At 71.8% G+C, this 17152-nt stretch carries 14 protein-coding genes; 7 read left to right on the top strand and 7 right to left on the bottom strand.

Annotation, left to right across the window (positions count from 1 at the left end; all coding sequences use genetic code 11):
• Nucleotides 1-251: 251 nt before the first annotated feature.
• From ACWGDB_RS27400 to ACWGDB_RS27410, 3 genes are read right to left on the bottom strand one after another with little or no spacing between them, the layout of a single operon-like run.
• Nucleotides 252-1190, bottom strand: coding sequence for a 3-oxoacyl-ACP reductase (locus ACWGDB_RS27400; RefSeq protein ID WP_453824850.1), 939 nt, complete (start codon nt 1188-1190; stop codon nt 252-254).
• A gap of 57 nt (nt 1191-1247) precedes the next feature.
• Nucleotides 1248-2324 (bottom strand): Zn-dependent alcohol dehydrogenase, encoded by a 1077-nt coding sequence (locus ACWGDB_RS27405; protein WP_369270702.1) that lies wholly within the window; start codon nt 2322-2324, stop codon nt 1248-1250.
• A 31-nt stretch (nt 2325-2355) separates the two neighbouring features.
• On the bottom strand, nt 2356-3231 hold the full coding sequence (locus ACWGDB_RS27410; protein ID WP_453824851.1) for a MaoC/PaaZ C-terminal domain-containing protein: 876 nt from the start codon (nt 3229-3231) through the stop codon (nt 2356-2358).
• 303 nt (nt 3232-3534) lie between these two features.
• Here ACWGDB_RS27410 and ACWGDB_RS27415 point away from each other — a divergent pair, with 303 nt between their 5' ends.
• Both ACWGDB_RS27415 and ACWGDB_RS27420 read left to right on the top strand, forming a co-directional pair.
• Nucleotides 3535-4713, top strand: a complete 1179-nt coding sequence (locus ACWGDB_RS27415; protein ID WP_453824900.1) for a sensor histidine kinase — start codon at nt 3535-3537, stop codon at nt 4711-4713.
• 756 nt (nt 4714-5469) lie between these two features.
• The gene (locus tag ACWGDB_RS27420; protein WP_453824901.1) at nt 5470-6102 is read left to right on the top strand and encodes a response regulator; all 633 of its coding nucleotides are present in this window, start codon (nt 5470-5472) and stop codon (nt 6100-6102) included.
• A 6-nt stretch (nt 6103-6108) separates the two neighbouring features.
• Here the strand turns inward: ACWGDB_RS27420 and ACWGDB_RS27425 are convergent, their stop codons facing one another.
• A complete protein-coding gene (locus tag ACWGDB_RS27425) occupies nt 6109-7530 on the bottom strand; it encodes an MFS transporter (RefSeq protein ID WP_453824852.1) in 1422 nt (473 codons plus the stop codon).
• A gap of 188 nt (nt 7531-7718) precedes the next feature.
• On the opposite strand from ACWGDB_RS27425, the gene ACWGDB_RS27430 reads away from it, so the two are divergent.
• From ACWGDB_RS27430 to ACWGDB_RS27450, 5 genes are all read left to right on the top strand, one after another.
• Nucleotides 7719-9461: an MFS transporter gene (locus ACWGDB_RS27430; RefSeq protein WP_453824853.1), complete on the top strand. Its 1743-nt coding sequence runs from the start codon at nt 7719-7721 to the stop codon at nt 9459-9461.
• Nucleotides 9462-9893: 432 nt separating this feature from the next.
• Complete coding sequence (locus tag ACWGDB_RS27435; protein WP_453824854.1) at nt 9894-10544, top strand: class I SAM-dependent methyltransferase; 651 nt, start codon at nt 9894-9896, stop codon at nt 10542-10544.
• A 63-nt stretch (nt 10545-10607) separates the two neighbouring features.
• Complete coding sequence (locus ACWGDB_RS27440; protein WP_453824855.1) at nt 10608-11552, top strand: N-acetylmuramoyl-L-alanine amidase; 945 nt, start codon at nt 10608-10610, stop codon at nt 11550-11552.
• 164 nt (nt 11553-11716) lie between these two features.
• The gene (locus ACWGDB_RS27445) at nt 11717-12505 is read left to right on the top strand and encodes a DUF5336 domain-containing protein (RefSeq protein WP_453824856.1); all 789 of its coding nucleotides are present in this window, start codon (nt 11717-11719) and stop codon (nt 12503-12505) included.
• Nucleotides 12506-12608: 103 nt separating this feature from the next.
• Nucleotides 12609-13619, top strand: coding sequence for an LLM class F420-dependent oxidoreductase (locus ACWGDB_RS27450; protein WP_453824857.1), 1011 nt, complete (start codon nt 12609-12611; stop codon nt 13617-13619).
• Between the two features lie 17 nt (nt 13620-13636).
• On the opposite strand, the gene ACWGDB_RS27455 is transcribed toward ACWGDB_RS27450, so the two are convergent.
• Genes ACWGDB_RS27455 through ACWGDB_RS27465 form a run of 3 tightly spaced genes read right to left on the bottom strand, consistent with a single transcriptional unit; the run spans nt 13637 to nt 17092 of the window.
• Nucleotides 13637-14335, bottom strand: coding sequence for a hypothetical protein (locus ACWGDB_RS27455; protein WP_453824858.1), 699 nt, complete (start codon nt 14333-14335; stop codon nt 13637-13639).
• Nucleotides 14336-14366: 31 nt separating this feature from the next.
• On the bottom strand, nt 14367-15899 hold the full coding sequence (locus ACWGDB_RS27460) for a VWA domain-containing protein (RefSeq protein ID WP_453824859.1): 1533 nt from the start codon (nt 15897-15899) through the stop codon (nt 14367-14369).
• Nucleotides 15900-15949: 50 nt separating this feature from the next.
• Nucleotides 15950-17092 carry a hypothetical protein gene (locus tag ACWGDB_RS27465; protein WP_453824860.1) on the bottom strand — a complete coding sequence of 381 codons (1143 nt, stop codon included), beginning with the start codon at nt 17090-17092 and terminating at the stop codon, nt 15950-15952.
• Nucleotides 17093-17152 lie beyond the last annotated feature (60 nt).

The raw sequence follows: 17152 nt of genomic DNA on the forward strand, positions 1-17152 counted from the left end.
CGGGGTGAGTTTTCCGATGAGCAACGCCAGCACGACCCAGCCGGGGCCGGCCGACGTTCACGACGTTCAGAAGGACACCGGTCACGGCAGGCACCGGGGTCCGGTGTCCGCCCAGGACGGCGAGACGGCCCCCCGCGGCCGTCACCGCAAGCCGGCTGAGGAAACCGAGACGGCAGCCTGACGCCGACTCCGCACGGCCCCGCCCTTCACCGCGAAGGTCGGGGCCGTTCCCGTTCCTGCGCCCCGCCCGGCTATGCCCGTTTCAGCCCCAGCACCTCCACCGCCCCGAACGTCTCACCCTCCGGCAGCTCCGCGTAGTGCGGGGTGAGCAGCGCGGCCAGCTCGTCGTAGGTGAACGTCTCCTGCTTGCTGTCGAACTTCGCGGCCACCCGTGGCCGTTCGACGACCGCCACCATGCCGCCGTGCACGACGAGCAACTGGCCGTTGATCCGGGCGGCGGCCGGGGAGGCCAGGTAGCCGACGAGCGGGGCGACATGCTCGGGGGCGAGCGGGTCCAGGCCGTCCTCGGGCCGGTCGAGGCCCGCGAAGACGTCCTCGGTCATGCGGGTCCGGGCGCGCGGGCAGATGGCGTTGGCGGTCACGCCGTACTTGGCGAGCGCGAGGGCCGTGGAGGTGGTCAGTCCGACGATTCCGCCCTTCGCGGCCGCATAGTTGGGCTGTCCGGCGGATCCGGCGAGGAAGGCCTCCGAGGACGTGTTCACGACCCGGCCGTACACCGGCCCTCCGTCCGCCTTGGACCGCTCGCGCCAGTGTGCGGCGGCGAAGCGGATGGTGTTGAAGTGGCCCTTGAGGTGGACCCGGATCACCGAGTCCCACTCCGCCTCCGCCATGGAGAAGACCATGCGGTCGCGCAGGATGCCGGCGTTGTTGACCAGGATGTCCAGCTTGCCGAACTCCCTGACGGCCAACTCGACCAGCGCGCCCGCCTGCTGGAAGTCGGCGACGTCCCCGGTGTGGGCGAATGCCGTGCCGCCCGCGGCACGGATCTCGGCGGCGACCTCCTCGGCGGGCGTGGCGGACGCCTCGCCGGAGCCGTCCCGGCCGGGCTGCCCGTAGTCGTTGACGACGACGGCCGCGCCGAGCCGGGCGAGTTCGAGCGCCTCGGCCCGGCCCAGGCCGCGTCCGGCGCCGGTGACGATCGCGGACAGTCCTTCGAGTGGCAGTGACATCGGGCTCCTAGAGAGGCGTGGCCGTCAGGAAGCGGGGTCGGTCAGGAAGCGCGGTCGTCAGATCTCTATGCACGTACGCAGTGCCGTGCCCGTCCGCATCTGATCCAGGGCCTCGTTGATGTCGGCCAGCGGCACCCGGTGGGTGATCAGGCCCGCGAGGTCGATCCGGCCCGCCCGCCACAGGGCGATCGTCCGCTCGTAGGAGCGCAGGACGTCCCCACCGCCGTACATGGACGGCAGGATCCGCTTCTCATCGAAGAACAGCTCGAACATGTTGAGCTGGAGGAAGTCGTCCATGGCGCCCGCGCCGACGACGACGAGCGTGCCGCCGCGCCGGGTGTACTCGTACGCCGTGCGGGCGGTGGCGGACTTGCCGACGACCTCGAAGACGTAGTCGAAACCCTCGCCGGCGGTGACCTGCTGCTTGGCGTCGGCCAGCTCGTCCGGCGAGACGGCCCTGGTGGCGCCGAACCTGAGCGCGGACTCGCGGCGCGAGGCGACCGGGTCGACGGCCACGATCTCGGCGGCGCCCTTGAGCCGCGCCCCCTGGATCGCGGAGATGCCGACGCCCCCGCAGCCGATGACGGCGACCGACGAACCGGCCTCCACGTCGGCCGTGTTGAGGGCGGCGCCGAGTCCCGTGGTCACCCCGCAGCCGATGAGGGCGGCGATGTCGAAGGGCACGTCGTCGGGGATCGGCACCGCGCAGCCGGCGTCGACGACGACCTCCTCGGCGAAGGTGCCGGTGCCGGCGAAGCCGAAGACGTCACCGCCGGGGCGCTTGAAGTTGGGGGTGCCGGCGTTCATGAACCCGGCCAGGCACAGCTCGGTCTGACCGCGCTTGCAGGCGGGGCAGGCGCCGCAGGCGGGCAGCCAGCAGACGACGACCCGGTCGCCGGGCTTGAGGTGGGTGACGGCCTCCCCGACCTCGAGGATCTCGCCCGCTCCCTCGTGACCGGGCACGAAGGGCGCCGGCTGGGGCAGCACCCCCGCCATCGCGGACAGGTCGGAGTGACACAGCCCGGTGGCCCGCACCCGGACCCTCACCCTCCCGGGTCCGAAGCCCACCGCCTCGACGTCGTCGAGGACCTCCAGCTTGTCCTGGCCGATCTCGTGCAGTACGGCTGCGCGCATGGTGCGGCTCCCCTCGTACGGCGTTCTTGACTCAGGTGTGTTCGACGACTGTGTCGGCGAGGACGGGCGCGTCGTCCCGCTCGACGGCGCTCACGGCCACGCGGACGGTGCCCGCACCGGGCCACATGCGGATGCGCAGGGTCTCCCCCGGATACACGACCCCGGCGAACCGGGTGTCGTAGGACCGCACCCGGGTCACGTCCCCGCCGAGCAGCGTGTCGACGACCGCCTTGAGGGTCATGCCGTAGGTGCACAGGCCGTGCAGGATGGGCCGCTCGAAGCCGGCGACCTTGGCGAACTCCGGGTCGGCGTGCAGCGGGTTCCAGTCGCCGGAGAGGCGGTACAGCAGGGCCTGGTCCTCGCGGATCGGCCGCTCGACGGTGCGCTCGGGATCGCCGATGGGGGGTCCGAGACGGGCGGAGGGACCGCGGTCGCCGCCCCAGCCGCCCTCGCCGCGGATGAAGATCTGGGCGTCGTTGGTCCACAACGGGCCCTCGGCGTCCGCGACTTCGGTACGCAGCACCAGCACGGCCGCCTTGACCTTGTCGTACAGGGCGGCGATCCGGTTGGTCGCGGTGGCGGTGCCCGCCGCCGGGATGGGCCGGTGGATCACGAGACTCTGGCCGCCGTGCAGGACGCGGGCGAGGTCGACCTCGATGCCCGGCATGGACAGTCCGCTGATCACTCCGGGCGAGCCGGAGCCCGCGACGGTGGCGAAGCTGGGCAGCACGTGCAGCCGGGACTCCAGGGTGTAGCGCAGTTCGTCGGGGTCGGTGGCGGGGCTGCGCCGGTCGGGATTGGCAGCGGCGCCGATGCCGAGGTGGTAGAGCTGGACGTCCTTGGAGTTCCAGGAGATCTCGCCGGTCCGTGGCTCGGCGGCGAGGGCCTTGGCTGCGTCGATGGGCATACGGCTCCTGAAGGTGGCGGAGTCAAGACCCCGGTACGGCCGTCCGCACCGTCGGCCGCACCGAGGTCGTCACGGGCCGTTCTAGAACGCGTTCCAGTCCGGCGCCCTCTGTATAGCCGAGCGTTCCGCAGTTGTGAAGGCTCCTGACGCGGCATCAGATCCGGTGTCGTGTCCTTCCGCTCAGTGGGGCCGTGACTTTTGTCCTGGCGGAGTGCTGACAACCGGCCCTGCCGTGCGCGGGCCTCGATCCGTAGCGTCTGAGCCATGACACTGGGGACGGAACCGACGAACGGGGGACGGGACATGTCCTGGACGCGCAAGGTGTCGTGCACACCTACTCCGCTGAGGGCCGGACGGCTCCCCGACACCCCGGGCCCGCACCCGACCGGCTTCGCCCTGCTGCCCTGGCTGCTGCTGGGGATGGGCTCCTTCTCGAACCTCTTCCAGGGGGAGACACCCAACCCGTGGATCGGCGGCCTGGGGCTGCTCACCTTCAACTCGCTCTACATCTACGTGTCGTTCCGCGCCTTCGTGAAGGAGAAGCGCGAGGCCCGCTCCACGCAGCTGGCGCTGGGCCTGCTGGCGGCGGTGACCTGCGGACTCGGCCTCGGCTACGGCGGCAGCTGGCTGCTGTTCTTCCCACTGCTCGGCCTCGCGACGGGCGCGGTCGTACGGATGCCGCGGCTGCGCCTGACCGGGGCGGCGGTGACCGTGCTCTCCGGCGTGGTCGCCTTCGTACAGGACGGCTGGGGCGGCCTCGACATCGCGTACGCCACCTGGATCTCGACGATCGTGACGGCGGCGATCCTGTCCCTGTCCGAGGCGGTACGGGAGCTGCGCGCCGCCCGCGAGGAGCTGGCCCGGCGCGCGGTCGAGGAGGAACGCGTGCGCTTCTCCCGCGATCTGCACGACCTGCTCGGTCACACCCTCTCCGTGATCGTGGTGAAGTCGGAGGCGGCGCGGCGGCTGGCCGTACGGGACGTGGACGCGGCCGTGGCCCAGGTCGCCGACATCGAGTCCGTGGGCCGGCAGGCGCTCACGGAGATCCGCGAGGCGGTGACCGGCTACCGCAGGGGCAGCCTGGCCACGGAACTGGACCGCGCCCACTCGGCCCTGGCGGCGGCGGGGATCACCCCGGCGTTCCACCAGTCCGGCCCTCCCCTCCCCCAGCAGACGGAGGTCCTCCTGGGGTGGGTGGTGCGAGAAGCGGTCACCAACGTCCTGCGGCACAGTGGCGCGGCCCGCTGCGAGATCACGGTCTCGGGCGATGTGGAGCGCGTCCACGTGACGGTGACCGACGACGGCTCCGGCACGCCCTTGCCGACGCCCCGGGAGGGCATCGGCGGTACGGGACTGCGGGGGCTGACCGAACGCCTCTCCGCAGCCGGGGGCACGCTGACTGCGGGGCCGGGGCCGCGTCAAGGGTTCCTGGTGCGGGCGGAACTGCCGGTGGCGGAACGGGAGTTGGTTGCTGCGGGTTGAGCGGGCGGAGCGGCGCCCTCGCCCGGGGGCGGGGCGGTGCGGGTTGCGGCTGTGCCGCCGGGGGGCGGGGGGTACCGGGCTGCGGCTGTGCCGCCGGGGGGAGGCGCGGCGGTACCGGGCTGCGGCTATGCCGCCGGGGGGAGCGGGTGGTGCCGGGCAGGGGCTGCGCCGTCGGGGAAGGGCAGGAACCGCGCCGGGCGCGGCTGCGCCGCTGGGAAGAGCAGGGTTGTGCCGGGCGGGGCCGCGCCGCCGAGGCGCGACCGGTTGCCGCGTCTGTCGGTGGCGGAACGGGAGTTGGTTCCAGCGGGCTGAACAGGCGGCCCGGTGACCGCCCCACGGAGGCGCGGGACCGTGCCGGGCAGCGGCTGCGCCGCCAGGGAGGGGCAGGAACCGCGCCAGGTGCGGCTGCGCCGACGGGGCGCGACCGGTTGCCGACCCTGTCGATGGCGGAACGGAGTTGGTTCCTGGCGGCTGAACACGCGGCACGGTGCCCCCCGGGAAGCGCGGCAGCACCGCGCTGCGAACTGTGCCCCCTGGGGGAAGCGGGGCAGTGCCGGGCAGCGGCTGCGTGGCCGGTTGCCGGCGTTGGCGGCGGCGAGCGCACCCGTGGCCCAGGTCGGCGGGCCGGAACGGGACAGGCGTGGCGGAGGACCGGCACCACGCACAGGATCCATACCGGGGCAGCCGGGCACTTTTCGTGCTGACCGGGGACGGTCCGCCGAGCCCCGTGCGCCCTACTCTTGCCCCGTGAACGAGATGCCGCGGGATCACCGGCCCGCCAAGTCCATCCGGGTGCTGCTCGCGGAGGACCAGGGCATGATGCGCGGGGCGCTCGCTTTACTGCTCGGGATGGAGCCGGACATCGAGGTCGTCGCGCAGGTGGGGACCGGGGACGTGATCGTGGACGCCGCCCTCACCCACCGCCCGGACGTGGCCCTCCTCGACATCGAACTCCCGGGCCTCAGCGGGCTGGACGCCGCGGCCGAGCTGCGCGACCAGGTCCCCGACTGCCGGGTGCTGATCCTGACGACCTTCGGCCGCCCCGGCTACCTGCGCCGGGCCATGGAGGCGGGCGCCGCAGGCTTCCTGGTCAAGGACGGCCCCGTGGAGGAACTGGCGGCCGCCGTCCGCCGCGTACTGACCGGCGAGACGGTGATCGACCCGGCCCTCGCCGCGGCCGCCCTGAGCGCCGGCCCCAACCCCCTCACCGCCCGCGAACGCGACGTCCTCAACGCCTCGACGGACGGCGCCACGGTCGCCGACATCGCGACCCGGCTCCACCTCTCCGAGTCGACGGTCCGCAACTACCTGTCCTCCGCGATCGGCAAGACGGGTGCGCGCAACCGGATGGAGGCGTTGCGGGAGGCTCGGCAGCAGGGGTGGTTGTAGGGCTGTTCAGTGCCGCCCGCCGCCCCGACGAGGCAGCCAGACCACCATCAGCACCACGCCCCCGGCCAGCACCGCCGCCCCCGTCCGGAACGCCAGCGCATACCCCTCCGTCAGCGCCGCCGGCGTATCGCTGCCGCCCGAGCGGGCCGCCGCCAGCGTCGACAGGATCGCGAGGCCCAGTGAGCCGCCCATCGTGCGGGAGGTGTTGACGAGACCCGAGACCAGGCCGGCCTCCCCCGGCTCCGCCCCGGACGTGGCCAGGGTCGCGAGGGGTGTCGCCGCCAGACCCGCGCCGAGCATCATCAGGATGCCCGGCACCATGATCGAGGTCAGGTACGCGCCGTCCACGCTCAGCGTCGACTGCCAGCCGAAGCCGACGACCGCCACGAGCGTCCCGCCGACCGCGACGGTGCGCGGGGCGAACCACCGCATGAGCACCGGCGCCAGCTTGGAGCCGAGGATCACGGCCAGCGAGCTCGGCACCAGCGCCAGGCCGGCTTCCAGCGGCATGTAGCCGAGCACGTTCTGCGCGTACAGCGTCATGAAGTACCACATGCAGAACATCGCCGACCCGCACAGGAACATCGCCGCGTTCGCCGACGACACCGCCCGCACCCGCAGCAGCCCGAGCGGCATCAGCGGCGCCGCCGTACGCGACTCCACGACGAGGAAGACGCCGATCAGGGCGAGCCCGGCGAGCAGGGGCACGACCGTGGCCGCCGCCGTCCAGCCGGAGGCCTCCGTCTGCGAGATGCCGTACGCCAGCGTCGCCAGCCCCGCCGTCACCAGCACCGCCCCCGGCAGATCCAGCCGCCGCCGGTCCCCGGCCCGGCTCTCCGCGAGCCACAGCACGGAACCGGCCAGCACGACCGCGCCCACCGGCACGTTGATCAGCAGGACCCAGCGCCACGACAGTGCTTCCACCAGCAGCCCGCCGACGAGTCCGCCCGCCGCACCACCGCCCGCTCCGACGGCGGTCCACGTGCCTATGGCCCGCGCCCGGGCCGCCCCCTCCGGCACCGCCGCCGTGAGGATCGTCAGCGTCGAGGGCGCCAGCACCGCAGCGCCCAGCCCCTGCACGGCCCGCGCGGCCAGCAGCTGCCACTCCTGCTGGGCCAGCCCGCCGGCCAGCGAGGCCAGGGTGAACACGCCGAGGCCGACGAGGAACATCCGCTTACGGCCGTACAGGTCCCCGGCCCGTCCGCCGAGCAGCATGAACCCCGCGAAGGCGATGGCGTACGCGTTCACCACCCACTGCAGTCCCTGGGCGCTCATCCCCAGGTCGGCCCGCATCGAGGGCAGTGCCACGTTCACGACGGACACGTCGAGCACGACCAGGAACTGCCCCGCACAGGCGAGCGCCACCACCAGCCAGGTGGGCGGCGCGGTACGGCGGGGGGCACGGGTGACGTCGGCGGCTTCGAGCATGCCTGTCATGCTCTCAACGACCAACGCTCCTGGCATCGGGAATTCGCCCTAGGCCGACGACCTGGGCGGCCTACGCCCTCCGCCGCGCCCACCGGCCACCGCCCCCGTTCCCCAAGAGAAGGTCAAGATTTCGTTAGTGACCCAAAGCATCGGAATAGTTGCCCAGGCACACGGAGTTCGGGATACACATGACACAAACGACGACCGAAAAGCCCACCGGCGGAGCGACCGGCCCCCTCGTCCCGGTCCTCGCCTTCGCGGGCATCGTTGTCGCGGTAATGCAGACCCTGCTCGTCCCCGTCATCAAGGACCTGCCGCAGCTGCTGAGCACCGCGCCCAGCAACGCCACCTGGGTCCTGACCTCGACGCTCCTCTCGGGCGCCGTCGCCACGCCGATCATGGGCCGCCTCGGTGACCTCTACGGCAAGCGGCGCATGCTCATAGCCAGCCTGTCCGTGATGGTGGTCGGCGCACTGATCAGCGCGTTCACCAGCACCCTCCTCCCCATGATCGTCGGACGCACCCTGCAGGGCTTCGCGATGGGCGCGATCCCGCTCGGCATCGGCCTGATGCGCGACATGCTGCCCCGCGAGAAGCTCGGCTCGGCCATGGCCCTGATGAGCTCCTCGATCGGCGTCGGCGGCGGTCTGGCGCTGCCCGCCGCGGCCCTGGTCGCCCAGCACGCGAACTGGCACGCCCTCTTCTACGGCGCCGCCGGTCTCGGCGTCCTCGCCATCGTCCTCACCCTCGTCGTCGTACCGGAGTCCAAGCTCCGCGCGGAGGGCTCCTTCGACTACGTCGGCGCCCTCGGTCTCTCCGTGGGTCTCGTCCTCTTCCTCCTCCCCATCACCAAGGGCAGCGACTGGGGCTGGACGTCCGCCACCACGCTCGGCATGTTCGGCGCCTCGGCCGCCGTCCTCCTCCTCTGGGGTGTCTACGAGCTGCGCACGAAGGCCCCGCTGGTCGACCTGCGCACCACGGCCCGCCCGGCCGTCCTCTTCACCAACCTCGCCTCGATCATGGTCGGCGTCAGCTTCTACGTCGTCTCCCTGGTCCTCCCCCAGCTGCTCCAGCTACCGAAGGAGACCGGCTACGGCCTCGGCCAGTCCATGGTCGTCGCGGGTCTGCTGGTGGCCCCGCTGGGCCTGACGATGATGTTCACGGCGCCGGTCTACGCCCGCCTCTCGGCGAAGTACGGCCCCAAGACCACCCTGATCCTCGGCATGCTGATCATCGCCATCGGCTACGGCGCCGGCCTCGGCCTGATGAGCGCCGCCTGGCAGAGCCTCGTCATCGCGGTGATCCTCGGCGCGGGCATCGGCCTCGCCTACTCCTCCCTCCCCGCCCTGATCATCGGCGCGGTCCCGGCCTCGGAGACGGGCGCGGCGAACGGCCTCAACACACTGATGCGTTCCATCGGCACGTCGGTCTCCAGCGCCGTCATCGGCATGGTGCTGGCCAACACCGCGAACGACGTCGGCGGCATCGAGATCCCGACCATGCACGGCTTCCGCGTCTCCTTCCTGATCGCGACCGCCGCCGTCGCCGTCGGCCTCCTGCTGGCCCTCTTCCTCCCGAAGCAGCGCCCGGCCGCCGCCCACCCGCAGCTGCGCGCCAGCAGCGAGGAGGACGCCAACCTGGAACGCGCCGAGGAGGCCCTGCGCGGCTTCCGCGGCCGCGTCCTGGACGCCGAGGGCGCCCCGGTGGCCCGCGCCAAGGTGACCCTGATCGACCGCCGGGGCCGCCAGGCAGGCGTGACCCTCTCCGCGGACGACGGCACCTACGCGCTGACCGTCCCCGCCCAGGGCCCCTACGTCCTGGCCGCCCGAGCCGACGGCCACGCCCCGCTCGCCTCGTCGGCGACGCACGCGGGCGACGACAGCCCGGTGGACCTGGACCTGTCGCTGCCGGAGGAGACGGTCTCGGCGTAACCCGCCGCGCTTCTCGCTCCTCACCTCTCCGACGCCGTGCCCCGTGCCGCCAACCGGCAGGGGGTACGGCGTCTTTGCGCGCCGGGAGCCGTCGAACACCCGACGGAAATTTGCCGCCAGGCTGTGCACCCTTGGCCGACCGTTCCCCGCCATGTCAACCCGTCCGCATCGGCTTGTCACTCGGTGCCCTCATGCACACAACAAAACTCAAGATCCGTCGCATGTGCGGAGATCCGTCCTGCACAGCCATGCGGCAACGGAAACGGAGAGATGACTCGATGTCATGTCTATGAAGGATCAAGGTGAACAGGCTCGACATCTCCGACGCGCCCTGATCCACCCCGCCGTATCGCCGTACCCCCTGTCGCCCGCCGACCAGGGGGTACGGCAGCATGGGGCGCCTCGCCGCACCCACGACCGGAAGGCCCCGCGATGCCCCCAGCCCCCAAGCCCGAGATCCTGGCCGCGTTCGAGGCGGCGAAGGGCTTCATGCCCACGGGCGAGGGGCGCGCGCTGTACGCGGCGGCAGTCGAGGCCGGCCGCCTCGGCCTCCCCCTCCTGGAGGTCGGCACCTACTGCGGCCGCTCCACGATCCTGCTCGCCGACGCCGCCCGTGAGGCCGGCGTGACCGCCCTCACAGTCGACCACCACCGCGGCAGCGAGGAGCAGCAGCCGGGCTGGGAGTACCACGACCCGGAGACGGTCGACCCCGAGATCGGCCTGATGGACACGCTGCCGACGTTCCGCAGGACCCTGCGCCGGGCCGGCCTGGAGGAACACGTGGTCGCCCTCGTCGGCCGCTCCCCGCAGGTCGCGAAGATCTGGACCTCCCCCCTCGGCCTCGCCTTCATCGACGGCGGCCACACCGACGAGCACGCCACCGCCGACTACGAGGGCTGGGCCCCGCACGTGGCCGAGGGCGGCCTGCTGGTCATTCACGACGTGTTCCCGGACCCGGAGGACGAGTTCACCGGGCAGGCGCCGTACCGGGTGTATCTGAGGGCGCTGGAGTCCGGGGCGTTCACGGAGGTGTCCGTGACGGAGTCGCTGCGGGTGCTGAAGCGGACGGGCACGGGCGTTTGATCCCCGACGCCGCCCGACCGTGCCTCCCGGCGAAGGCCATCCTCGGCCCGTAAGGTGTCAGGCGTGTCGTACGTAGGTCCGGACTTCGATCCTCCCCAGCCCCGCCGTAACCGCCGCCGAACCCTGACCGTCGCGGTCGCCGCGCTGGTGCCGGGGGCACTGCTCGGATGGGTGATGTACGAGGCCGTGGGCGGCCCCGGCGACGGAGACGGCTCCGGCACCGCTGCCGTACGGCCGTCCTCACCCGCGTCGGACTCGGCCCCGACGGCCTCCTCCACGAACGATGACAAGCCGCCGGGCCCGACCCCCACCGCGGACTCCACGTCCGCTTCCGGCCCCCTCCAGGGCAAGGTCGTCGTCATCGACCCCGGCCACAACCCGAACAACTTCCAGCACACCGCCGAAATCAACCGCAAGGTGAATATCGGCACGAACTGGAAGGAGTGCGACACCACGGGTACATCCACCAACGACGGCTACACCGAAGCCAAGTTCACCCTGGACGTCGCCCACCGCATGCGCACGCTGCTCCAGAAGCAGGGCGCCACGGTCAAGTTCACGCAGGACGGCGACCGGTCGTGGGGTCCCTGCGTCGACGAGCGCGCCCAGATCGGCAACAAGGCGGACGCCGACGCGGTCGTCTCCATCCACGCGGACGGCGCCGGCGCAGGCCGGCGCGGCTTCCACGTCATCCTCCCCGGCAAGGTCGACGCGGGCGCCGCCGACACGGGCCCCATCGTCGCCCCCTCCCGCGCCCTCGGCGAACGCATCGCCGGCTCCTTCGTCCGCGTCACGGGCAACGCCCCCTCCAACTACATCGGTGACGGCACCGGCCTCGTCACGCGTAAGGACCTCGGCGGTCTCAATCTGTCAACGGTTCCCAAGGTGTTCATCGAGTGCGGCAACATGCGCGATACCAAGGACGCGGCGTTGCTCACCAGTGGCGCGTGGCGACAGAAGGCGGCGCAAGGGATCTCTGAGGGAATCGTGAGTTTCCTGCGCGGGTAATGGTCCACGGGTTGATCCCGGCGGACACCCTCGTCGGTCGGACGATAAGGTCATTCCTACGATGAGGGGCCACCCCCGCGCTTCACTCAGGGGCCTGACGGCGACATGGTGACAGCGACGCCTCCAGCGATACCGATGTTGAGACGACTGACGAAGGACCTGAAGTGAATATCCGCTCCCTCACTCGAGGCGACGGCGTGGTGATCGGAGCAGCGGTATTGCTGTTCATCGCGTCTTTCCTCGGCGTTGCCAGCTGCGACGGCCCTGAGGCCTATTGCGAGAACGTCAATGTTCCGAACGCCTGGGACGTGAGCATCGGCCTCGGGCTCGGTACGTACATGACCGGCGTGATCGGCGCCGCACTCATCGTGGTCGCCCACCTGCTCCCGCAGCCGCGCAAGGTCGCCGGCCTTGAGTTGGGCCCCCTCGGTGTCGGCCTGACCGTGGCGGCCGCCTGGTCGCTGTTGTGGTGGACGATCGACGCGGAGAGCACGGGCGTCGGTCTCATCCTCGGTCTGATCGCCACCCTGGCCCTCGCCGGCGGCGCCATCGCCACCCCCCTCGTCCCCGCCCTCCAGGCAGCCCTACTTCCGGCCCCCCGTCCCGCCGCCCCCCAGCCCTACGGCGGTCAGCCGCAGGGTGGTTACGGCTACCCGGGGGCCCCGCAGGGGCAGCAGCCGTACGGTGGGCAGCCTCAGGCCGGGCAGCCCTTCGGGGGTGGGCAGCCGCAGGCTCCCGCGCCGGCGCCCGCCGGGGACTTCTCCCCGTTCTGGTTCGCCGTGCCCGTGCCGCGCCCCCTGTTCGGGGAGGACGGCTCGCCGACCCCGATCGCCGAACTCGCGCCGGGCACCTGGTACCTGGCCGTCGAGCAGCGTGGCGCCGCCCTGGTCGCGCAGACGCAGGACGGCCGCCGTGGCGTGCTGCAGGACACCTCGGGTATTCAGCGCGGCTGAGCCCCTGACCGTCCCGTACGGCCCCTCACCCTTCCCGGTGAGGGGCCGTCGTCGTACAGTCGCAAGCCTGCAGGCAGATCTGACGTACCGTCAGGAGGCGGACATGCGGCTCGGGCTCGCACTCGGTTACTGGGGCCGCGGCCCCTCCGCGGACCACGTACCCCTCGCCCAGGAGGCCGAGCGGCTCGGCTACGACTCCGTGTGGACCGCGGAGTCCTGGGGCTCCGACGCCTTCACACCGCTGACCTGGATCGCCGCGCAGACCTCAAGGATCAGGCTCGGTACGGCCGTTGCCCAGATGGCCGCTCGCTCCCCCACGACCACCGCGATGCACGCGCTCACCCTCGACCATCTCTCCGGCGGCCGCATGATGCTGGGGCTCGGTCTGTCAGGACCGCAGGTGGTGGAGGGGTGGTACGGGCGGCCGTTCCCGAAGTCGCCGTTGACCGCGACGCGGGAGTATGTGGACGTCGTACGGCAAGTTCTGCGGCGTGAGGCGCCCGTGGAGCTCGACGGACGTTTTCACTCCCATCCGTACCGCGGTCCGGACGCCACCGGCATCGGCAAGGCGCTGAAGCCGATCACCCATCCCCTGCGCCCGGATCTGCCCGTGCTCCTCGGCGCCGAGGGGCCGAAGAACGTCGCCCAGACCGTTCGCATCGCCGACGGCTGGCTGCCGTTGTACTGGTCGCCGAGCAGGCCGGACGTGTACGGCGAGGCGGTCTCCGAGCTTCCCGACGGCTTCCTCGTCGCTCCCCTGGCCCGCGTGCAGGTCTGCGACGACGTCTCCGAAGGACTGCTCCCCGTCAAGGCCATGCTCGGCTTCTACATCGGCGGTATGGGCCACGCGGTCCGGAACTTCCACGCCGACCTCATGGCGCGGATGGGGTACGAGGAGGAGGCCCGGCGGATCCAGGAGCTGTTCCTCGGCGGGCGCAGGCAGGAGGCCGTACTCGCCGTGCCCGACGCCTTCGCCGACGAGATCTCCCTCGTCGGGCCCCGTGAACGCATCGCCGAGCGGTTGGAGTTGTGGCGCAAGGGGCCGGTGACCGATCTGCTCGTCCTCTCCCCCGATCCACACACGCTGCGGGTGCTCGCCGAGCTCAACTCCTGACCCGGACGCGGGGCGGGTCACCAGAAGATCGCCAGCGCCTCCAGCGTCGCCTCCCGGGTGTCCTCGCGCCAGCCCGTCATCTTGCCGAGGCAGCGGGCCGTGAACGTGCCGGCGGGGATGGAGCGGCGGGCGTTGCCGGAGGCCACGACGCGCATGTGGACGGGCGGTTGCTCGTCGCCGTACTCGGCGCGCAGGACGAAGCCCTCCGGCACGTCCGGTACGCGCGTGAACTCCGCTCGCACCGAGACGAACTCCCCGATGCGGCTCAGGGAGACTTCGCGATCGTCGCCGAGGCGGTCGGCGAGTACGCGGTTGGGGACCACGGTCATCGTGGGCAGGTCGGCGTGGACGATGACGTCGGCGCGTTCGAAGGCGTCGATGAGCATGCCGATCACGTTGATGGGCTTGTCCTTGCGGACGAACTTGCGGAACGTCTCCTGGCTGACGTCCCGCTTGGCGCGGAACAGCCAGGCCAGGAAGCGCGTCCAGAGGCCGACGCTCGTGTCGACCTTGGTCCGCAGCTCCACGGCCTCCTCCAGCGCGGACCGGTAGTTGCCGATCTCGTAGAGGTCCATGACGGACTGCTCGTCCAGGTACAGGCAGATGCTGTACGCGGACTGCCACCGGCGCATCCGGCGGCGCCGCTCGCGGGACTGGCGTACCAGGACCGCCACCAGCGCCACCGCACCGGCGGCCGTCGCCAGCCAGAGAGCCATCCACGGCCACCATATGCTCCACCACAGTGCGTCAGTGACAGCCACGGATCTCCTTGAACGCCTCGGAAAGGGAGGAAGGGGAGGAATCGGCGGCGTCCACCATCCGCCCGCCCGTCCGCGCCGCCGCGCGCCGCAGTTCTGCCGCGTCGGCGTCGCCGAAGTGGACGGGGTAGGTGTGGACACCGCTGCGGACGGGGGCCGGGAGGGCTCTGTGGCGGCGTACGAACTCCGTGTAGGCGATGCCGGCGTTGTTCTCGCCGTCCGTCATGAGGACGAGTGAGACGGCACGGTCGGGGTCGTCCGCCAGCTCGCGGGCCGCGGTGCGGTAGCCGTGGTCGAGGGCGGACCATACGGCCGTGGAGTCGCCGTAGCCGCCGCGGGCGACGGTGTCGGCCAGTGTCCGCAGGTCCTTCGGGCCGGTGACGGTGACCGTCCTCTCCTCCAGGACGCGGCCGCCGAAGCGGACCACCGTCAGCCGCTCGCCCCGGTGGAAGCGGGTGAACTTGCCGGAGGCCGTGCCGTCGGCGCCGCTCAGGTCGGCGAAGGCCTTGCGGAGCGCGGCCATCCGGTCGCCGCGCATGGAGCCGGAGAAGTCGAGCAGGAAGACGACCTGACTGGCGGTGCGCCGGCTCGGGTCGCCGTAGTCGGCCAACAGGGTTTGGATGACCGTGAGTTGGTCGGGGAAGTAGAGCGCGTTGCCGACCGGCTCGCGCAGCTGCGGGTCGCGGGTGACGGTGGTGCTGACGGGGCGGCGCAGGGTGCGCCGCATGATCTCCTGCTGCACCGAGTCGCGCTGGAGCCACTCGGTGACCTTCGTGTAGGCGGCGCGGTGGGAGGCGTCGAGGAGGAGCAGGGGGAAGTCCGCGAGGACCATGCCGTCCACGGGGCGGACGACCTCCAGGCGGTCGTCGAGGCGGTCGGTGGCGTTGAGGGCGAGCAGGTCGGACTCGTACGTGATGAGGGCGTTGGCCTCGTCCTGGTGGTCGGCGTAGGTGTCGACGAGGGCCGGCGAGGTGTCCGCGGTGAGGGTCTGGCCGGAGCGGAAGCCCCGCAGCCGGTCGCAGGAGACGTCGCCGGGGCGCAGTGCCCCGCCGGTGCCGGCCGCGGCCGTGGCGACGCCGACCAGGGCGGCGAGCCCGCTGGCGGACTGCCGGGGGTCCGCCATCCCGAAGCGGACGGTGCCCGTGGCGGCGGCGTCCGCGATGTCCGCCCAGGTGAGCCGGCCGCCGGGCACCTCCGCGCGGAGTGTGCGCGCCACGTCGGGCCGCAGTCCGACGACCACCGGGGAGGTCATGGTCGCCGTGCGCTGCAGTCCCTGGACCGCGCTCCTGGCGGTGAGCCGCAGATAGCGGTCGGAGGACAGCCAGGCGAGGTCGTAGCGGTCGCGGTCCGGTGCCTTCGTCTCGGCGTCGGGCCGCAGGTCCAGGCGGAGGTCGACGCCGGTCTCCTCCTGCAACCCGCCGAGGAGCGGGGTGAGTACGGCCAGGTCGGGACTGGCGAGTACGCGCAGCCGGACGGGTTCGTCGCCGTCGTCGCCCGAGCAGGCGGTGAGTACGGCGGCCATGAGGGTCAGGCAGAGCGCCAGACAGGGCACCAACGGGCCTGCCCCGCGCCTCACTGGACGTCGCCCTTCCGGTCCGGGCAGTCGCCGACGGTCTTGATCATCTGTTCCAGGAGGGGCAGCGGGGGCAGCACGGCCCGGGTGTCGTCGGACGAGGTGGTGGGCACGGGTATCTGCCGCCGCGTGAGGAACTCGGTGAGTTCGTCGCCGGTGGTGCCGCCGCTGCTGCCGTTGCGGGCGCGGAAGCCCAGTTCCATGGCACGGTGCTGGAGTTCGGGGTCCTCGCCGACGAGTTCGCCGAGCCGGGCGCCGTCGCCGGTCAGGGCGACGAGCTGGGGTTCGGTGACGAAGCGGGTGGAGGGGTAGAGCAGGACGCGTTCGTCGTCCGGGGCGCCCTTCTCGGCCCGGTGGCGGATCTGGTGGGCGAGGAACTGGTGCTCGTAGATCACGGAGATCGGGGCGATGCTCTGCCCGTCGGGCGACAGATACGTTTCCGCCCGCTCGGAGGACGGCAGGCCCTGTTCGACGAGGAGCGGCTTGATCTCCTGGGCGACCCGGGCGGCCTCCTTCTCGTCGTCCGGGGCGTCGTTGTCGTTGTCGACGAAGGCGACGAGGCCGAGGTAGGTACCGGCGGAGTTGGACTCGCAGATGTCGGAGGTCTGGGCGAGGATCTTGTTGGAGTTCTGGACTCCCTCCCGGTCGATGTCGATGTCGCTCCAGCGCTTGCCCTCCTCGGTGAGTTTCACGAAGGGGGTCATTGCGAGCGTGTAGTACATCGGCCGGCCGTCCGGGTTCGGCTGCGCCTCGGCGACGTCCGCGTCGACGAGTGCCTCGGCGTAACTCCGGTACGTGGCCAGCACGATGGGGCTGACGAACGGGCGGTACAGCAGCACCGGGCGGTTCGCCTCGGCGCGCTCGCGGCTGATCAGGTCGGCCGCGGGCTGGCCGGAGGGGAAGACGACGTCGTATCCGTCGAAGTCCTGGTTGGCGATCTCACGGGAGCCCATGCTCGTGATGTGCACGCGGAATCCGTGCTTCATCAACAGCCGCTCGACCTCGGGGTCCTGGAAGAAGTCCCGCTTGGAGGCCATCTTCGCCTCGATGGTGACGACCTGCCGCAGCGGTAACAGCAGGTTCCCGGTGACCATGAGGAGGATCAGGCCGACGATGGGGACGGGCAGCGCGAGCGCCGGCACGCTGCGGCGCGGGCGGACGCGCGGGGGTCTGGTGACGGCTAAGCGGGGCTCTTCGGAAGC

This window comes from Streptomyces sp. NPDC055013 (assembly GCF_053608645.1).